Here is a 16,892-nt window from a genome sequence, read left to right as displayed (position 1 = left end):
GCCAACCACATTCCCCACCACCTAACCATCTATATTAACAAGATTTAGTTCTCTAACTACTATTTCAGCAGTTTTTTCTGCTATCTCACCTGTGAAAGCTACGCATTGTTCTTTGTGTTCGCCAGACCCCATGTCCATGCCATGGGTTAATATCTTGCAGCATAAAACTTTGTGGTTGTTCTTAAAACTTTCTTGCAGTTCGTTGGCTAGCTCTAATGTTTTTACCACTTTAGAGTCCCCCGGTTCAGTTCTACCTAGGAAATACCCTAGGGTCATAATGCCTCCAGATACTGCACCGCAAACACATTTGGATTTTCCAATCCCCACAGGGAAACCAGATGCCATGGCAACCATCTCGTCAGGCATGTCAAGGTCAAAATTATTCTTTATTGAGTAAACTATGGCTTCTGAGCAGAAAAATTGACCTCTGCTATATAAATCCTCTGCTTCTTGACGAATTTTTTTGATACTTACTTCTTTTTTCAATTAAATCCCCTCCCAAATGTTGTGAAATTAATAACTATCTCGACAATTAAATAATAACATTTACTTATATATATTACAATATAAACTTATATAAAGACTTGTTTTTGTTATGAACCATATATTGCTCTTGAAAAATGTGCAAATACACACCCATTCTAACCACCAGACACATAACCTATTATATAAATCCAATTGGGAGGTGATATAATGAAAAATCAAAGACAAGTGGGAATAGTAGAATGTTGTATGATATTATTTAGAACTGCTAATGTGCCAATAGGACCGGACGCAGAGGCTAAGGGTGTGGCACTGGTAACCCAGACTGGGGCAGGAGGGAATGTACTGATATCAGCAATTGGGCTACCTGACCCTGAGGTATTAGGAGGACAGACCTATGTTGCATGGATTAGAAATTCCCCTTTGGGTCAAGCAGTTCCAGTCCAATTGCTACAGACTGGCCCAGTGGTAACAGAGCCAGGAGTCTGGGTAGGTGCTTTTGTATTTGGTCCAGGTGAAATGGTTGCTCCATTTGGTGATATAGTTGTCACTGCAGAAGTAGCGCCACCATTTATACAACCAGATCTAGGTAGGATAGCTCTAATCGGAAACTTTAATCAATGCAGACCACAAGGGGCGCACAAACCTTGCCCTAAAGGGTAGTAAAAAAACTTCCTCGAAATGAGGAAGTTTTTTCATCTTTAACCCTTAGGTGGTATAAAATCTACAGGCCTGGCACATTGAGATAAATCCCTTTGTAATATGGGAGGGCCCTCCACTGCGGTTTGAGTGTTTATTGGACGAACCGTTACCACAGCTCCAGCATATAACACTGGCCTAGGGAAAGTGATAAAACCTACTTGAATATTAGTTTGGGGCTCAGTTAATACAACTCCGAAGACTCCTATTCCTTCGATAGCTACCTCTCCCACGTAGGCGTCAAAATCACCAAATACAGATGGAGGGACAAGATTCCTAGCGGTAATAGTTGCTTGATGTTGGCCCGTAACAGTGCGTTCTACTAATACTTCCCCTCGTATAGTGGGTGGTGTTTCTGGTAAAGGAAGGAGTTCAACGGTACAAGGGAAAGAAATAGGGATTGGGACACATAAAACTTGACCTGGAAAAATTAGGGAAGGGTCAGGAAGAGGGTTATTTGCAATTATTAGCCCTTGGTCAACACCTAATCTTCTGGCTATAAAAAAAATAGTGTCTCCCGGCCTAACAGTATAGCGGAAAAAACCCTCTGGGCACTCTGTGGGAGGACAAGGTTTAGGTTTATGGGGTTTATGGGGACATTTGTGATATTGTTTTTTTGGTATTTTCTTTTTCAAAGCAAAGCACCTCCTTTTTGAACTGAGCTCTCATTACATACTATGAAGGTTGCAACCATTGAGTACTGGGCATTAGTGACAATGTTATGTTCTTTTAAGAGAAATGCTAATAAAATAAAGGTAACCCCAATTTAAAAAATTGGGGTTACCTTTATTTTATATTTTTTTTACACCAATTCCTGTTAGATGATCATTTAAATCTTGTTTTTCTAAGGAATCATCTTGAACTTTCTCGATGGATAGGGCCAGTGTCTCGGATTTAATATACTCTTTAAAGTTTTCAACTGCAGCTGAAACTTCCTCATCTGCATCATAGACAATGCTGATATTGTCCATGACTTCAAAACCACTACTTTTTCTCATTTGCTGTACCTTAGATACAAACTCACGGGCATACCCTTCATTGATTAGCTCTTGGGTTAAAGTGGTATCTAGGATAACAAATAGATTGTTTTCCATCTCAACGGTGAATCCTTCTTTAGAAGAGATGTTAATCATAACAAGCTCTTTGTTAAGCTCTAAGGTTTCCTCGCCTAGATCTACGCTAATGGTTTCGCCAGCTTCTAACTTTGGAATTACTTCACTGGCATTAACTTTACCCAGTGCAGGGCCTAGTAGCTTAATTTTACCACCAAGTATTGGGCCTGCTACTTTAAAGTTAGGCTTCAGGCTATAGTTCATGAAGTTATCAAGGTTTTTAGCAAACTCAACATCTTTTATATTTAGTTCCTCTTGCATAAGTGGAACTAAATCATGAGTTAGGTCATAATGGGCACCATCGATAATCATTTTCTGAAGGGGTTGACGGATTTTGATTTTACACTGAACCCTAGCAGAACGTCCAAGTCCCACTAAATCCCTTACAAGATCCATTCTTTCTTCAACATGTTTATCAATTAGTGTCTCATTAACAACTGGGTAATCAGCTAGATGAACAGAAAGTTCTCCAGTTAAGTTTCTGTAAACTTCCTCCGATAGATATGGTGCGAAAGGAGCAACTAATCTAGCAACACCCTCTAAAACTTCATATGTGGTGTTGTAAACAGCTTTTTTGTCGTCATCTAACTCTGCAGCCCAGAATCGACGGCGAGCACGACGGATATACCAGTTTGATAAATCCTCATTAACGAACTCCTGGATCTTCCTAACAGCTTTAGTAAGGTCTAATACATCCATGTCGGATTTAACTTCACTAACAAGGGTGTTGAATTTGGATAATAACCACCTATCTAATTCAGGGCGCTTGTTATAGTCAACGAAAAAATCCTTAGGGTTAATTTCATCGGTGTTTGCATATAGGGTAAAGAATGTATAAACATTTTTAAGGGTACCAAAGAACTTACTTTGTACTTCCTTTAGTCCTTCTATATCAAACTTAGTTGGTGACCAAGCAGGGGAAACATAAAGAAGGTACCATCTTAATACATCTGCACCATACATATCAAATAGTTCAAATGGGTCAACTGTATTGCCCTTTGACTTAGACATTTTACGTCCTTCTTTGTCTAAGATAAGGTCATTAACCAAAACCTTTTTATAAGGCGCTTTTCCTGTAACAAATGTAGAAATGGCCAGTAGTGAATAGAACCATCCACGAGTTTGGTCAATACCTTCACAGATGTAATCTGCAGGGAATAATTGATCAAAGTTTTCCTTGTTTTTAAATGGGTAATGGTGTTGTGCAAAAGGCATGGCACCACTGTCAAACCAGCAGTCAATTACTTCTGGTACACGGGTCATGGAGCCTTGGCACTTTTCACATCTTAAGTGAATGTCATCTACAAAAGGTCTATGCAGCTCAACTGTTTCATCGATATCTTCTATGGCTCTGTCCATAAGTTCTTGTCTTGAACCTACAGACTCTTTATGGCCACATTCACATTTCCATACATTTAGTGGAGTACCCCAGTAACGGTTTCTTGAAATAGCCCAGTCATTTAGATTTTCTAGCCAGTTGCCGAAACGTTTTTCACCAACATAGCTTGGGTACCACTCAACTGTGTTGTTGTTAGCAATAAGCTGATCTTTCATCTTGGTTACTTCGATGAACCAACTTGGCTTTCCGTAGTATAAAAGAGGTGTTTGACATCTCCAGCAATGTGGGTAGTTATGATCAATTTTTTCTTTGCTAAACAATTTTCCTTCACCATGTAACCATTTGATAATATCAACATCACAGTCCATTACAAATTTACCTTCCCATGGTGTTGTTGTGTACTTACCTGCATCATCAACAGGTTGTAGTACAGGAAGATTGTATTTAAGTCCAACATGGTAGTCATCTTCACCAAATGCAGGTGCTATATGAACAATACCTGTACCATCACCGGTTGTTACATAATCTGCAACGGTTACGAAGAAGGCTTTTTTATCTGGCTTTACAAATGGCATAAGTTGCTCATACTCTGTATGCTCTAAGTCTGTACCTTTTACTTCTTCGATTATTTCATAGTCTTCCTTAAGAACTTTACTGGACAGTGTTTTTTCGACGATATAAACTTTACCATCCTTTAAAGCTTTTACATAAGTTTCATTTGGATGTACAGCTAAGGCAACATTTGAAGCCAATGTCCAAGGAGTTGTTGTCCAAACAAGGAAGTATTCATCCTTGTCTTTTACTTTAAATGGAACAATTACAGTATTAGATTTAATTTCCTTATATCCTTGTGCAACCTCGTGGGAAGCAAGACCAGTTCCACATCTGGGGCAATAGGGTAATATCTTATGACCTTCATAGATATAGCCTTCTTTATTAAACTTATCTAAAATCCACCAAACTGATTCTATATAGTCGTTGTCTAGGGTGATATACGGATTTTCAAGATCGATAAGGTAACCCATTCTCCTAGTCATATCTCTCCAAAGCTTTTCATAGGTAAATACAGACTCACGGCACTTATGGTTAAACTCTGCTAAACCGTAATTTTCTATATCTGTTTTGCTAGATAGTTTTAGTTGTTTTTCCACTTCAAGCTCCACAGGTAGGCCATGGGTATCCCAACCTGCCTTTCTTTTAACTTGGAATCCCTCCATGGTTTTGTATCTACACACAGAATCCTTTAATGTTCTAGAGATTACGTGGTGGATACCTGGCTTGCCATTTGCAGTGGGGGGACCCTCAAAAAATACAAATGGTTTAGATCCTTCTCTGACATCAACAGTCTTTTGAAGTAGATCCACACTATCCCAGAAATCCGAAACAATAGCTTCATTTTCTTTAACTGGGGCATTGGATAACTCTTTAAATTTTTCCACTGTTATTCATTCCTTTCTTTCTAATATGCTTATAATAATAAAAAAGTCCCTAAGTCTAGTTTACAGACTTAGGGACGGAATATCCGCGGTACCACCCTGATTACAGCAAAAAAATGCTGTCACTCAAAAGAATGTAACGTATTCTTAAACGGGGAGGCTTACTTAATTTCGGCAACCCAACTCAAAGGTGATATTCATAAAAGGTTTTGTTTAATAATCTCGCAGCAAAGTGATTATCTCTCTGAAAACTACTTCCTTTTACTACTGTCCTTTTCATAGCTTTTACTATTATATTAGGTTATATTATATACTTTATTAGCCACATGTGTCAACTAACATTGGTGACTTGCACTTATTTTGCTATTTACTATACTTTAGAGTACTTTACGGGTCTTTGACAGTTGAATAGATGAAAAGTTCTTGTAAGCCTTAATATAGGCTTATTTTTTTGTCAAACTTTACATATTTTTAGTGCACAATGTTTAACAATGTGTTATGATATAAGTAGTTGTTTGTAAGGGTGGTGTAAAAAAATGAGACTACAAATTGTTAGTTCAAAAAATGCCGCATCTTTATATGTGGTTAAGTCTATTTACGAAAATGGAAAGCGCTCTTCTAAAGTTGTTGAAAAGCTCGGTACCGTTGCTGATTTAGAAAAAAAATTAATCGACCAAGATCCCATAGAATGGGCAAAAAATTACGTAGAAGAACTTAACAAAAAAGAAAAGGAAGAAAAAAGGGAAGTTCTTGTAAAGTACTCCCCCTCAAAACTTATTGATAAAGGTGAACCACGCTTGTTTAACGGCGGTTACCTATTCCTGCAAAAAATATATCATGATCTTGGGCTACACAAGATTTGTATGGAAATATCACAAAAATATAAGTTTGATTTTGATTTAGACTCGATTCTTTCCAGGCTTATTTACGGTAGAATTATCTTCCCTTCTTCAAAACTTGCTACATATGAGCTTTCTAAAAAGTTTATAGAACAACCCAAATATGATTTGCATCAAATATACAGAGCTCTTGAAATTCTTGCTAAGGAGACAGACTTTATCCAGTCCTCCTTGTACAAAAATAGCTTGAAGGTCTCCAAAAGAAATACCGGCGTTCTTTACTATGATTGCACCAATTACTTTTTTGAAATAGAGCAGGGAGATGGTATAAAGCAGTATGGTCCGTCAAAAGAACACAGACCAAACCCGATAGTCCAAATGGGGCTATTCATGGACGGGGATGGCATTCCTCTGGCTTTTAGCATTAACAGGGGGAATATGAATGAGCAACTGACTCTAAAACCATTGGAAAAGAAAATCGTTTCTGATTTTGAGCTTTCTAAATTTATCGTGTGCACAGATGCTGGGTTGGCTTCAGAAGCTAATCGAAAGTTTAACGACAAGGATGGTCGAGCTTTTATTACCACACAATCTATTAAAAAATTAAAAGCACACCTGAAGAAATGGGCTCTTGATCCTGATGGCTGGAAACTTCCAGGCAGCAAAAAAAACTATGATATTTCTGAACTCGATGAAATGATAGATAAGGCTACTCCTGAAGATAAAGCAAAAATAAGTGCAAAGGTCTATTTCAAAGAACGTTGGATCAAAGAAAATGGCTTTGAACAAAGATTGATTGTAACTTATTCGATCAAATACAGGGATTATCAGCGCAAAATCCGCAACTCACAAATAGAACGTGCTCAAAAGACTATAGATACAAACCCGACAAAAATCAAGAAATGTAATGCTAACGATTACAAAAGATTTATTCATAAAACGAGCTATACTCCTGATGGTGAAATTGCAAAGAAAGAAATATACAGCATTGATCAAGCTATCATCCAAAAAGAAGAAGCTTTTGATGGTTTTTATGGAGTTTGTACAAATCTTGAGGATGATGTACCTGAAATAATTAAGGTAAATCACAGGAGATGGGAAATCGAGGAATGCTTTAGGATTATGAAAAGTGAATTCAAAGCAAGACCTGTATTCTTAAAAAAAGATGACCGTATTGAAGCACATTTCAGCACATGCTTTATATCTTTAGTCATCTATAGAATGCTAGAAAAGCGACTTAAAGAGGAATTTACCTGTCATGAAATTATTAGTGAATTAAGAGATATGAATTTCAAAGAAATTAAGGGAGAAGGATATGAGCCCTTATATACTAGAACCGATTTTACCGATGCTTTACATGAAGCCTTTGACTTTCGCACAGACTACCAAATTGTAACAAAAAGCAAGATGAAAAAGATTCTAAAAGATACAAAGAAGTAAAAAACATTATTCACTTTTTTGACAAAAATTAAAGCCTACAAACCCTTTATTTTCAAGGGATTACAGGCTTTTTTTAATCATCAAGTGTCAAACGTGGGACTTTATTAGCCACATGTGTCAACTAACATTGGTGACTTGCACTTATTTTGCTATTTACTATACTTTAGAGTACTTTACATATCCATTAAATGATAAGAGTAGGTAGACATTTGCTCTAGTAGTCATTTACCTTTAGAAATAATAGAAAAATAATTACTACCTTATTAAAAGAGGAATTATAAAAGAAACATTGAATATAAAGAGTAGTTACAAGTTTTATCAGGAGGTTTGACATGAAGAATAAAGTAGTATTAATAACAGGTGCCAATTCGGGAGTAGGTAAAGCTACAGCTACAGAATTAGCTAGAATGGGAGCAACTATAATAATGGCCTGTAGGAATAAAGAGAGGGGTGAAGAAGCATTAAAAGAGGTTAGGGAAAGAAGTAACAGTAAGAAAGTGGAGTTGATGCTCTGTGATTTAGCATCCCTTTCAGATATTAGATGCTTTTGTGAGAAGTTTGAGGAGAAATATCAGAGATTAGATGTTTTGATAAACAATGCCGGTGTAATCCTTCCAAGGAGACAGCTTACAAAAGACGGATTTGAAATGCAACTTGGTGTAAATCATTTTGGTCATTTTTTGCTTACTAACCTACTATTGAACCTTTTAACTAATAGTTCCCATGCTCGTATTATAAATGTATCCTCAGGAGCTCATAAAGTGGGGAAAATACAATTTGAAGATCTAGGGCTTGAAAAAAGGTATAATCTAATGAAAGCATACTCTAGGTCTAAACTTGCAAATATATTATTTACTTATGAACTGGCAAGAAGGCTTGAAGGAACTGGCGTTACGGTTAACTGTTTACACCCTGGAGCTGTTTCCACAAATATGGGTGTGGACAGGGAAACAGGATTTGGAAAGCTTATACATAAAATCCTTAAAGGGTTCTTACAAACACCACTAGAAGGTGCAGCTACTTCCATTTATTTAGCTACTTCTAAAGAGGTAGAAGGTGTTAGTGGAAAATACTTTTATAAACAAAAACCTATAGAGTCATCAAAAAGCTCCCATGATATAGACCTAGCTAAAAGGCTTTGGAATGTAAGCGAGGCTGTTGTAGGTCTTAAAGAGTAGTAAGTATTATAATAGAAAAGCTATAAGGCACATTGCCTTATAGCTTTCTTAATTCAACTGCTGCCCACAAGCGTTGCAGTACTTAGCCTGTAAATTATTATCAGAACCACATTGCTTACATTTATTGCTAGATCCACTAGAATCGTTGACATTATTTTTGTACCATTTGACAGCATTACCAGCCTGACCTGCAATTGTCATTCCCAGCCCAACTTTAGCTAAGAAACAACCTAAACCAAACAGGGGGGCTCCTATAAATGCCCTTGAAATATTTACGCCACCAAAACCTGGACCGAAATCATTACCAAAACCAGGACCAAAAGGATCAGGTTCACTGAATCCCATGTTAAACACACTAAAGAATACTGAAAAAAACATGATGAGGCCCACCAAGGCGATGATTACTCCGAGGACTAAAACAGTTATACCAGAAGTTGTTAGTTTTTTCCCCATAAAATCCCTCCTTTATTAAATTATATAATTCCTTATTTATAATAACAATAACATTTTAAAAAATTGAAAAAAGTTAACACAAACTTAATAAATACTTTAATCTAATATAATTAAATAGTGATATTATGAATTATCAATGGAAAATAGAGGGTGTTTTAGATGGATGTAATAACATATAACTTAATGGAAGATTTAGCTGAGGATTCACAAAAGTTTTATGAAGATATAGCCAAATTAACAGATGAGATTTTAAATGAAAGTAAACCTTTTTTGGCAACGAGTTTAGGTCTATACAACAAATTCTTAATAAATAAAGGTATAAAGACATTATCATATCCTCAATATATGCTTGAAACCTTAATGTTAGGAGTGCTTTGGATAACATATAGCAAATATGCCATGGACATTAAAAGAAAAAATAGAACCATCCTAATAAAGATCGATCTACTGCGGCGTAAAAGTAAATATATGAAACCTGTTTACAACTCATTAAAAGGGTTGTTTACAGAAGTATTATTAGCAAATAATAGTAAGATAAGGACTACTAATGTAGAGAAAAACTTGGAAAGCCTAGATAAATTAATACTGTGGTTAGAAGCCAGTGGTGAGTTTAAAACAGAAATAATTAGAATTAATAGGTTAAAAAATTTTTTAAGTACATTATCGAAAGATAGCAGTGAGGAATTTTTAAAACAAGTGGCCTCCATGGCGCAGTGGTACGAAAAAAAGAGTAATAAAGTTCTAGGGACTTATACTAGGAACGTACAAGCTTTTTTAGATGGCAGTAAAGTAAATAACAAGTGGCGCGAAGATGCTATCTTTCGTCAAAGGGCAAGGGTAGAGTATCATCTTAATATGCTGGGAGCTGAAATATTAAACAGGGAATACCGAAAGGAGTTTTTAAAAACTAGTAAAAAAATCTTGCTACTACCTGTTTGTATGAAAAAATATTACAAATGCTCTGCAAAAAAAAGTGAGCGTTTCTACACCTGCAATAAATGTAGTGATACCTGTGAAATAACTCAACTTGAACAATTAGGAAATAAACTAGGATTTGAGGTATTGATTATCCCTCATGAATCATCTGTTTCAGCAATTGAGTCCCATGAAACTCTATTTGAAAAAAATACAGGAGTCATTGGTGTGGCTTGTGTTCTTAAACTTATTGCAGGAGGTTGGATGTTAGAGGATATGGGTGTACCAGCTCAGTGTATAATACTTGACTATTGTGGATGCAAAAACCACTGGCATGATAAAGGGATAGAAACAAAGATAAACTTGAACAAGCTTAATAAAATATTAGATAAACAAGCAAAATAAATAAGCGCCAAGGGGCGCTTATTTATTTGCTTCTCTCCATTCAAGGTATTCATCATAAGTAGTTTGCTTATCAATAATACCATCAGGAGTTATTTCTATGATCCTGTTTGCTACTGTTTGAATTATTTGATGGTCATGGGAAGTGAAGATTAGGGTACCTTTATAGTTAATTAGACCATCATTTAAGGCTGTGATTGATTCAAGGTCTAAATGGTTTGTAGGCTCATCTAAAAGCAATACGTTTGCTCCACTTAGCATCATCCTTGAAAGCATACACCTAACTTTTTCACCACCGGAAAGAACCTTAGCTTTTTTAAGGGCCTCTTCGCCTGAGAATAACATTCTACCTAGCCATCCCCTAATAAAGGACTCTGATTTTTCCTCTGAAAACTGTCTTAGCCAATCAACTAGACTTAGTTCACAGTTATCGAAGTACTGGGAATTGTCCTTAGGAAAGTAAGAACGGGAAGTTGTAACGCCCCATTTAAATTCACCGTTATCTTGCTTATCCTCTTCAGCTAAAATATCGAAAAGAGTGGTCTTAGCTACCTCGTTATTTCCGATGATGGCTATTTTATCGCCTTTATTAACAACGAAACTAATGTCATTTAATAAAACTTCACCTTCTACAGACTTAGAAAGATCGTTAACAGAAAGTAGGTCATTACCAACCTCTCTGTCAGGCTTAAAATCAATAAAAGGATACTTTCTAGAAGAAGGTCTAATGTCTTCTAATTTAAGGTTTTCTAGTATTTTTTTTCTAGAAGTAGCCTGTTTAGATTTAGAAGCATTTGCACTAAAACGTCTAATGAAATCTTGAAGTTCTTTCATCTTAGCTTCAGTTTTCTTGTTTACATCCCTGGCTTGTTGTTGAGCCAACTGGCTTGATTCATACCAGAAGTCATAGTTACCTGCATACACTTGGATTTTACCAAAGTCTATGTCAGCTATGTGAGTACATACTTGATTTAAAAAATGTCTATCATGGGATACAACAATAACTGTGTTATCAAAGTTGTGTAGGAAGTTTTCCAACCATTTAATTGATTGGATATCCAAGTGGTTAGTGGGCTCGTCCAGTAGTAGAATATCTGGATTGCCAAAAAGAGCTTGGGCCAGAAGGACTTTAACTTTCTCACTACCATTTAACTCTTCCATTTTTTTATAATGATATTCGTCAGTTATACCTAAGCCATTAAGCATAGTAGCAGCATCTGACTCGGCATCCCAACCATTTAACTCCGCAAACTCTCCTTCAAGCTCAGCAAGCTTAATACCGTCTTCATCGGAAAAATCAGTTTTAGCATAATATACTTCTTTTTCTTCCATGATCTGAAGGAGTCTTTTATGACCCATGATAACAGTCTTTAATACTTCGTACTCATCGAATTCAAAGTGATTTTGCTTAAGAACCCCTAAACGTTGATTAGAAGGAATAACAACATCACCATTGGTAGGTTCGATTTCACCAGAAAGAATTTTTAGAAATGTTGACTTACCGGCACCATTGGCACCGATAAGGCCGTAACAATTACCAGGAGTGAACTTAATGTTTACATCTTTAAAAAGAGCCCTAGCACCATATTGCAGGGTTAAATTACTAGTACTAATCATTTTTACATCCGTCCTTTATATAGAAAATTAACCTCCCCATTATAACATAAAAGATGTGAGGCTACAATTATTAAATATTTGGATAATTGTAGCAGGGTTTTTCTTTCGTATAAAGAATAAATCAAATATACAAAGTACGAAGGGAGGTTTCTCTTATGCACATTAGGAAACTAGAGGTTTCTGATTCCGCTGCATATTTGGAAATGCTTAATAAATTGGACCAAGAGACGAGTTTTATGTTGTTTGAACCTGGTGAGCGTAGTATGACAGAGGATGAAATAATTGCTAGAGTAAATAATAAAGGTAGTGAAACATTTGTTGTGGCTGATAAGGGGGAGCTAGGTGGTTTTATCTCTATTTCCCGTGGATTCGCTAAAAGAATAAACCACATGGGATATGTTGTAATGGGAATACTTAAAACCCACCAAGGCAGAGGGTTAGGAACAAAGCTATTTGGGGAAGTAATAAATTGGGCAAAAGAAAATGGAATTACAAGACTTGAATTAACAGTAATGACCCATAATACGGCCGCATTAGCATTATATAAAAAGATGGGTTTTCTGGTCGAAGGAACTAGAAAAAAAGCAATGAAAGTTGAAGGAAAATACGTTGATGAATATTACATGGGTAAAATTATATGAAAATTTAATACCTGACAGATACTAAATTAAACTTAGGTATTTTATCCTTCTCCCTTATATTCATTGTGATACAAAGTGCAAAGTATTTGTAAACACAAGGAAAAAGCAGGAAAAAAATAATATGGTGTCGAATTTGTTTTAATACAAAAAAGTACTATTAAGCTAAGCTAAGGGAGTTGTATAATAATGGGCGAAAAAAGAAGTTTTTTTCACAGAAAAATTAAAAGGTCACTTTTTTTTCATTTTGGGCTAATTACCTTTATTTCCACAGCAGTGACTGCACCTTTGACCGTAAATTTAACAAGATATCTAAACAGTGTTATTGAAGAAGTTGAGCATATTGCTTACGTAGGAGGAGCTTTAGCTTTGCTCACTAATTTTTTACAAAGCATCGTTAACCTAATAATGCTACTAATATTTACTTATTTTTTAATTTTTAAACCTATAAAAAAGCTACAAAACCTAATGCAAAAAATAGCAACAGGAGATTTAAATGAGGACAAAGAAAAATATCCTAAAAACATATTAGGTGACCTAGCTGCAGATGTGCATAAAATGATGGATCGAAACAGAACTTTATTAAGTGAGGTAGCCGCTCTTACAGAACAACTAAAAAAATCTTCAGGTACGTTGTCAACTGGAACTAAAGAATCTAATATGGCTTCAGATCATATAGCTTATTTGTCTCAAGAGATGGTGGATGCATCAAATCAACAAACTGTTGCCATAGATCAAATGACAGCTGACATTACATCTGCAATGGAAAAATTAACAGATACAAATGCTATAACAAGGACATTAGAAGGACAAGCTATGAAAACAGTGGAAGAAATACATGATGGGGAAAGACAGCTTGGTGGAGTTGTACAAGACATAAACTCAGTAAAAGATAGTGTAAACAACCTAGAAGAAAATATTTCGGAATTAAATAAAGGAATTCAACAGATAAATGAAATAGTTGAAATGATTTCAAATATATCCAACCAAACTAATTTGCTAGCACTAAACGCAGCCATTGAGGCAGCTAGAGCTGGGGAAGAGGGGCGTGGCTTTGCTGTAGTGGCCGATGAGATTCGCAAACTTTCAGAGCAAACCCAAAGCTTCACAACAGAGATTCAAAGCAAAGTTGAGATGCTAGAAGAAAGGAACACTCAAACCCTAGAAGCTATGGCAAGTAGTCATATATCTGTACAAAAAGGCGTACAGTCAGTTGTTGATACAGAAGGTAAAATCAAAGGCATGTTAGGGAGTACTGAGGAGGTTATAAAGCTTGCCAGAAACATTAGTATGGATGTCCAAAACTTACATAAGCAAACCCTGCCCCTAATAGATGAAACTAAAAAGATAAGTAATATCTCTCACAACAACGTAAAGTCCATAAACGAAGTAGCTGCATCTCTACAACAACAATCGGCACAAGCTAATGAAATAGAGAACATATCAAAGCAGTTAGAAACATATGCAGAAAAACTAAACAAACAGCTAAGTAATTTTAAACTGTAAGTATAGGGGTCAGTCTTCAATTATCCAATATTGGGTAATTGAAGACTGACCCAGTTTACATAATATTGTTATTTAAAAATGTGAGATAATTTGTTACAATATACTATACGAGGAGGGGAAGATATGGGGAAAATAACCCGAGAAAAAGTGGTTCTTTTAACTGTTGTTTTGGTTTTGGTTATATCTAGTATCTTCATTAGATACAAGCTAGCTATAAATCCTGTGAACTTACTACAAGGATTAAACATATGGGAGACACAAGAAAAGGTTGTTGATATAGAAGTTAACCCATCACAAAACTTAGGTGGCACTGTTGATGGTGGAGGTAGGTACGAAATAGGTGAGGAAGTTACAATCGTAGCTAACCCACATAGTAATTATAATTTTGTGGGTTGGGAAGAAAATGGCGAAATAGTATCCCAAAGGGAAGAGTATAAATTTTACTGTGAACAGGACACTTATATACAGGCAGTGTTTAAACTAGACTATGATAAAATAGGAGATTCAGTTTTTATAGATGGAAGTTACTTGTTAGCTTTAGTAACCAAAGACACCAATATAGGGAACTATCACCCAGACGACTTGGTAGAATTACCAAAACATGTTTTAGCACGTCCTCAATGGTCTTACTTTTTACGTCAGGAAGCTGCTGAGCAGTTAGAGAAAATGTGGACTGATGCCAAAGCCCAGAATATTACACTTTATGTGGCATCTGCATTTAGGTCATATGAAACTCAACAACAAGTATTTGGTGAAAATGTAGTAAAATACGGTGAAAAAATTGCAAACCAAAGAAGTGCCCGTCCAGGAGAATCAGAACATCAACTGGGCACTGCAGTAGATTTTTCTGAAGACAGTGAGGGAAGATTGGTACAATCCTTTGAAGATACCCAAGCAGGTAAATGGTTAAAAGACAATGCTTATAAATATGGTTTTGCCATGAGTTACCCAGAAGGGTATGAAGATGTCACAGGATATATATATGAGCCTTGGCATTACAGATATATAGGAGTAGACTCAGCAAAACAGTGGTATAACTCAAATAAACCATTAAGTGAGTTTTTAAAACAACACCCGCAAAGATTTGTAAGAAACAATGAAAGAGCAAGTAATTAAAATTATTTAATATGTTAAAAAGGATCAGACTAGAACTTATCAAATCATTGATAAACTCTAGTCTGATCCTTTTTTTGTGAAAGATATAGATATAGAAAGTAATGAAAGCTTTACTATGTACCAGTAATATCATATATAAAACTTAAGCACCATTAGACATATGTCTCTATTTCAAAACATGGTACACTTGTGAAAAAAAGGACATTTGTCACTATGTGTACTTTCCAAATGTGTATTATAATCTCATTAGAGGTTGTGAAAAACAGTACAAACTCTAATAATCTAATTAAAATTTCCGGGAGGGCAATGAGATGAAAAAGTTTTTGATTCTACTTATGGTTATGGCATTATCTACGAGTATTTTTGTAGGATGTACATCAAATGATAATTCAAGTGATTCAAATGAAATTAAAACAGATGTACTTGTAATTGGTGGTGGAGGAGCTGGACTAGTATCAGCTATTACTGCTGCACAAGAAGGGGCAAATGTTATTCTAATTGAAAAATTACCTATGCTTGGAGGTAATACCATAACATCTGCAACTGGTCTTACTGCATCTGATACAAATCTTCACGAAGAAGCAGAAGTTCCTTTTACAGTACAAGATCATATTGACAGAACCATGACAATGGGAAATAACTTGCCAAACGAAGAACTAGTTACAATCCTTGCTGAAAAAAGTAATGATGCGTACGAATGGTTACTTTCCCTAGGATTAAGCTACAAGCTTAATGTTGATGAGCCATGGTGGATAGTTCCAACAGAAGGTCACTTTGGAGCATTACTATTACAAGCTTACCAACAAGAAGCTGCTAAGTATGACAATCTTGAAATTAAACTTAACACAGAAGGTAAAGAGTTAATTATAGAGGATGGTAAAATAGTTGGAGCTAAAGCAACTGACAAAGATGGCAATGAAGTTAGTATAAAAGCTGATGCTGTTATCTTAGCAACAGGTGGTTTTGGTAATGCTCAAGATTTAATAGGTGAGTACAATTCTAAATTTGCAAACTCTCACAACGTAATGAGTACAGTTGGGCCAACTGGTGATGGGTTTAGATGGGCTATCGCTGCAGGAGCAGACACAAGGGATATGGAATTCCACCAGATGAGAGCTTTAGGAAGACCAGGTTACTGGATTCGTGAGTCTGTAATTAGCCAAGAAGGTGGCGGAGTATTATTAAATAAAGAAGGTCAAAGATTTGTAAATGAAACATTAAAACCAATTGATCTAGTACCACACGTGCTTGGGCAAACTGATAGAGTAGGTTATGTAATTTTTGATTCCGAGGTTTTTGAAACAAGTAACGGTGCTGCGGCTGTAAACAGAGGTAAAATGATTCAAGCAGATACTATTGAAGAACTTGCTCTAGAACTTGGTTTAGATCCAGCAATTGTTGCAGCTACAATCGAAGAGTTAAACAATGGTGTAGATGAATTTGAAAGATCAACAACTGGTAAAGTAACAGAAGGTCCTTTCTATGGTGTAGAGGTTCTTCCTTCATCACACTATACAATGGCTGGTGTAGCGTTCAATGAAAATGCTCAAGCAATTGACAAAGACGGAAACCCAATCGCAGGTCTTTATGTTGCAGGTGAGATAAGTGGTGGTCTATACGGTTCAGGTCGTGTAGCTGGTAACAACACTACTGAAAACATCGTATTTGGAAAAATCGCTGGTAAACACGCAGCGGGCAAGTAAATTTCAGAACCTATCC

Annotated in this window: 13 protein-coding genes and 1 other annotated feature; of the genes, 8 read left to right on the top strand and 5 right to left on the bottom strand. The window is 36.0% G+C overall.

Annotation, left to right across the window (positions count from 1 at the left end):
* Positions 1 to 21 precede the first annotated feature (21 nt).
* Positions 22 to 486, bottom strand: a complete 465-nt coding sequence (locus tag HYG86_RS03880; RefSeq protein ID WP_213167634.1) for a C-GCAxxG-C-C family protein — start codon at positions 484 to 486, stop codon at positions 22 to 24.
* Between the two features lie 207 nt (positions 487 to 693).
* On the opposite strand from HYG86_RS03880, the gene HYG86_RS03875 reads away from it, so the two are divergent.
* Positions 694 to 1,146, top strand: coding sequence for a YoqH family protein (locus HYG86_RS03875; protein ID WP_213167633.1), 453 nt, complete (start codon positions 694 to 696; stop codon positions 1,144 to 1,146).
* A 38-nt stretch (positions 1,147 to 1,184) separates the two neighbouring features.
* Here HYG86_RS03875 and HYG86_RS03870 read toward each other — a convergent pair whose 3' ends face one another.
* Positions 1,185 to 1,817, bottom strand: coding sequence for a LysM peptidoglycan-binding domain-containing protein (locus HYG86_RS03870; RefSeq protein ID WP_213167632.1), 633 nt, complete (start codon positions 1,815 to 1,817; stop codon positions 1,185 to 1,187).
* A gap of 156 nt (positions 1,818 to 1,973) precedes the next feature.
* Positions 1,974 to 5,072, bottom strand: a complete 3,099-nt coding sequence (gene ileS / locus HYG86_RS03865; RefSeq protein ID WP_213167631.1) for an isoleucine--tRNA ligase — start codon at positions 5,070 to 5,072, stop codon at positions 1,974 to 1,976.
* A 67-nt stretch (positions 5,073 to 5,139) separates the two neighbouring features.
* Positions 5,140 to 5,358, bottom strand: a binding site (T-box leader).
* A gap of 247 nt (positions 5,359 to 5,605) precedes the next feature.
* Here ileS and HYG86_RS03860 point away from each other — a divergent pair.
* Positions 5,606 to 7,348 (top strand): IS1634 family transposase, encoded by a 1,743-nt coding sequence (locus HYG86_RS03860; RefSeq protein ID WP_213165411.1) that lies wholly within the window; start codon positions 5,606 to 5,608, stop codon positions 7,346 to 7,348.
* 332 nt (positions 7,349 to 7,680) lie between these two features.
* Positions 7,681 to 8,526, top strand: coding sequence for an SDR family oxidoreductase (locus tag HYG86_RS03855; protein ID WP_213167630.1), 846 nt, complete (start codon positions 7,681 to 7,683; stop codon positions 8,524 to 8,526).
* 48 nt (positions 8,527 to 8,574) lie between these two features.
* Here HYG86_RS03855 and HYG86_RS03850 read toward each other — a convergent pair whose 3' ends face one another.
* Positions 8,575 to 8,979, bottom strand: coding sequence for a zinc ribbon domain-containing protein (locus tag HYG86_RS03850; protein ID WP_213167629.1), 405 nt, complete (start codon positions 8,977 to 8,979; stop codon positions 8,575 to 8,577).
* Between the two features lie 159 nt (positions 8,980 to 9,138).
* Here HYG86_RS03850 and HYG86_RS03845 point away from each other — a divergent pair, with 159 nt between their 5' ends.
* Positions 9,139 to 10,299 carry a DUF116 domain-containing protein gene (locus tag HYG86_RS03845; RefSeq protein WP_213167628.1) on the top strand — a complete coding sequence of 387 codons (1,161 nt, stop codon included), beginning with the start codon at positions 9,139 to 9,141 and terminating at the stop codon, positions 10,297 to 10,299.
* Between the two features lie 18 nt (positions 10,300 to 10,317).
* Here HYG86_RS03845 and HYG86_RS03840 read toward each other — a convergent pair whose 3' ends face one another.
* Positions 10,318 to 11,913 (bottom strand): ABC-F family ATP-binding cassette domain-containing protein, encoded by a 1,596-nt coding sequence (locus tag HYG86_RS03840; RefSeq protein WP_213167627.1) that lies wholly within the window; start codon positions 11,911 to 11,913, stop codon positions 10,318 to 10,320.
* Between the two features lie 155 nt (positions 11,914 to 12,068).
* On the opposite strand from HYG86_RS03840, the gene HYG86_RS03835 reads away from it, so the two are divergent.
* The 4 genes from HYG86_RS03835 to HYG86_RS03820 all read left to right on the top strand — a co-directional run bounded on the left by HYG86_RS03835 (position 12,069) and on the right by HYG86_RS03820 (position 16,876).
* Positions 12,069 to 12,554 (top strand): GNAT family N-acetyltransferase, encoded by a 486-nt coding sequence (locus HYG86_RS03835; protein ID WP_213167626.1) that lies wholly within the window; start codon positions 12,069 to 12,071, stop codon positions 12,552 to 12,554.
* 186 nt (positions 12,555 to 12,740) lie between these two features.
* Positions 12,741 to 14,057 carry a methyl-accepting chemotaxis protein gene (locus HYG86_RS03830; protein ID WP_213167625.1) on the top strand — a complete coding sequence of 439 codons (1,317 nt, stop codon included), beginning with the start codon at positions 12,741 to 12,743 and terminating at the stop codon, positions 14,055 to 14,057.
* Positions 14,058 to 14,180: 123 nt separating this feature from the next.
* The gene (locus tag HYG86_RS03825; protein ID WP_213167624.1) at positions 14,181 to 15,173 is read left to right on the top strand and encodes a D-alanyl-D-alanine carboxypeptidase family protein; all 993 of its coding nucleotides are present in this window, start codon (positions 14,181 to 14,183) and stop codon (positions 15,171 to 15,173) included.
* A gap of 311 nt (positions 15,174 to 15,484) precedes the next feature.
* On the top strand, positions 15,485 to 16,876 hold the full coding sequence (locus HYG86_RS03820; RefSeq protein ID WP_213167623.1) for an FAD-dependent oxidoreductase: 1,392 nt from the start codon (positions 15,485 to 15,487) through the stop codon (positions 16,874 to 16,876).
* The last annotated feature ends 16 nt before the right edge of the window (positions 16,877 to 16,892 follow it).

Source organism: Alkalicella caledoniensis (assembly GCF_014467015.1).
GTDB lineage: Bacteria > Bacillota > Proteinivoracia > Proteinivoracales > Proteinivoracaceae > Alkalicella > Alkalicella caledoniensis.
This window is presented reverse-complemented; position numbering and strand designations above follow the sequence as displayed.

Coding starts and splice junctions, on each gene's coding strand:
- HYG86_RS03860 (WP_213165411.1), top strand. CDS start 5,606: ATGAGACTACAAATTGTTAGTTCAAAAAATGCCGCATCTTTATATGTG.
- HYG86_RS03875 (WP_213167633.1), top strand. CDS start 694: ATGAAAAATCAAAGACAAGTGGGAATAGTAGAATGTTGTATGATATTA.
- HYG86_RS03825 (WP_213167624.1), top strand. CDS start 14,181: ATGGGGAAAATAACCCGAGAAAAAGTGGTTCTTTTAACTGTTGTTTTG.
- HYG86_RS03835 (WP_213167626.1), top strand. CDS start 12,069: ATGCACATTAGGAAACTAGAGGTTTCTGATTCCGCTGCATATTTGGAA.
- HYG86_RS03845 (WP_213167628.1), top strand. CDS start 9,139: ATGGATGTAATAACATATAACTTAATGGAAGATTTAGCTGAGGATTCA.
- HYG86_RS03855 (WP_213167630.1), top strand. CDS start 7,681: ATGAAGAATAAAGTAGTATTAATAACAGGTGCCAATTCGGGAGTAGGT.
- HYG86_RS03830 (WP_213167625.1), top strand. CDS start 12,741: ATGGGCGAAAAAAGAAGTTTTTTTCACAGAAAAATTAAAAGGTCACTT.
- HYG86_RS03850 (WP_213167629.1), bottom strand. CDS start 8,979: ATGGGGAAAAAACTAACAACTTCTGGTATAACTGTTTTAGTCCTCGGA.
- HYG86_RS03820 (WP_213167623.1), top strand. CDS start 15,485: ATGAAAAAGTTTTTGATTCTACTTATGGTTATGGCATTATCTACGAGT.
- HYG86_RS03840 (WP_213167627.1), bottom strand. CDS start 11,913: ATGATTAGTACTAGTAATTTAACCCTGCAATATGGTGCTAGGGCTCTT.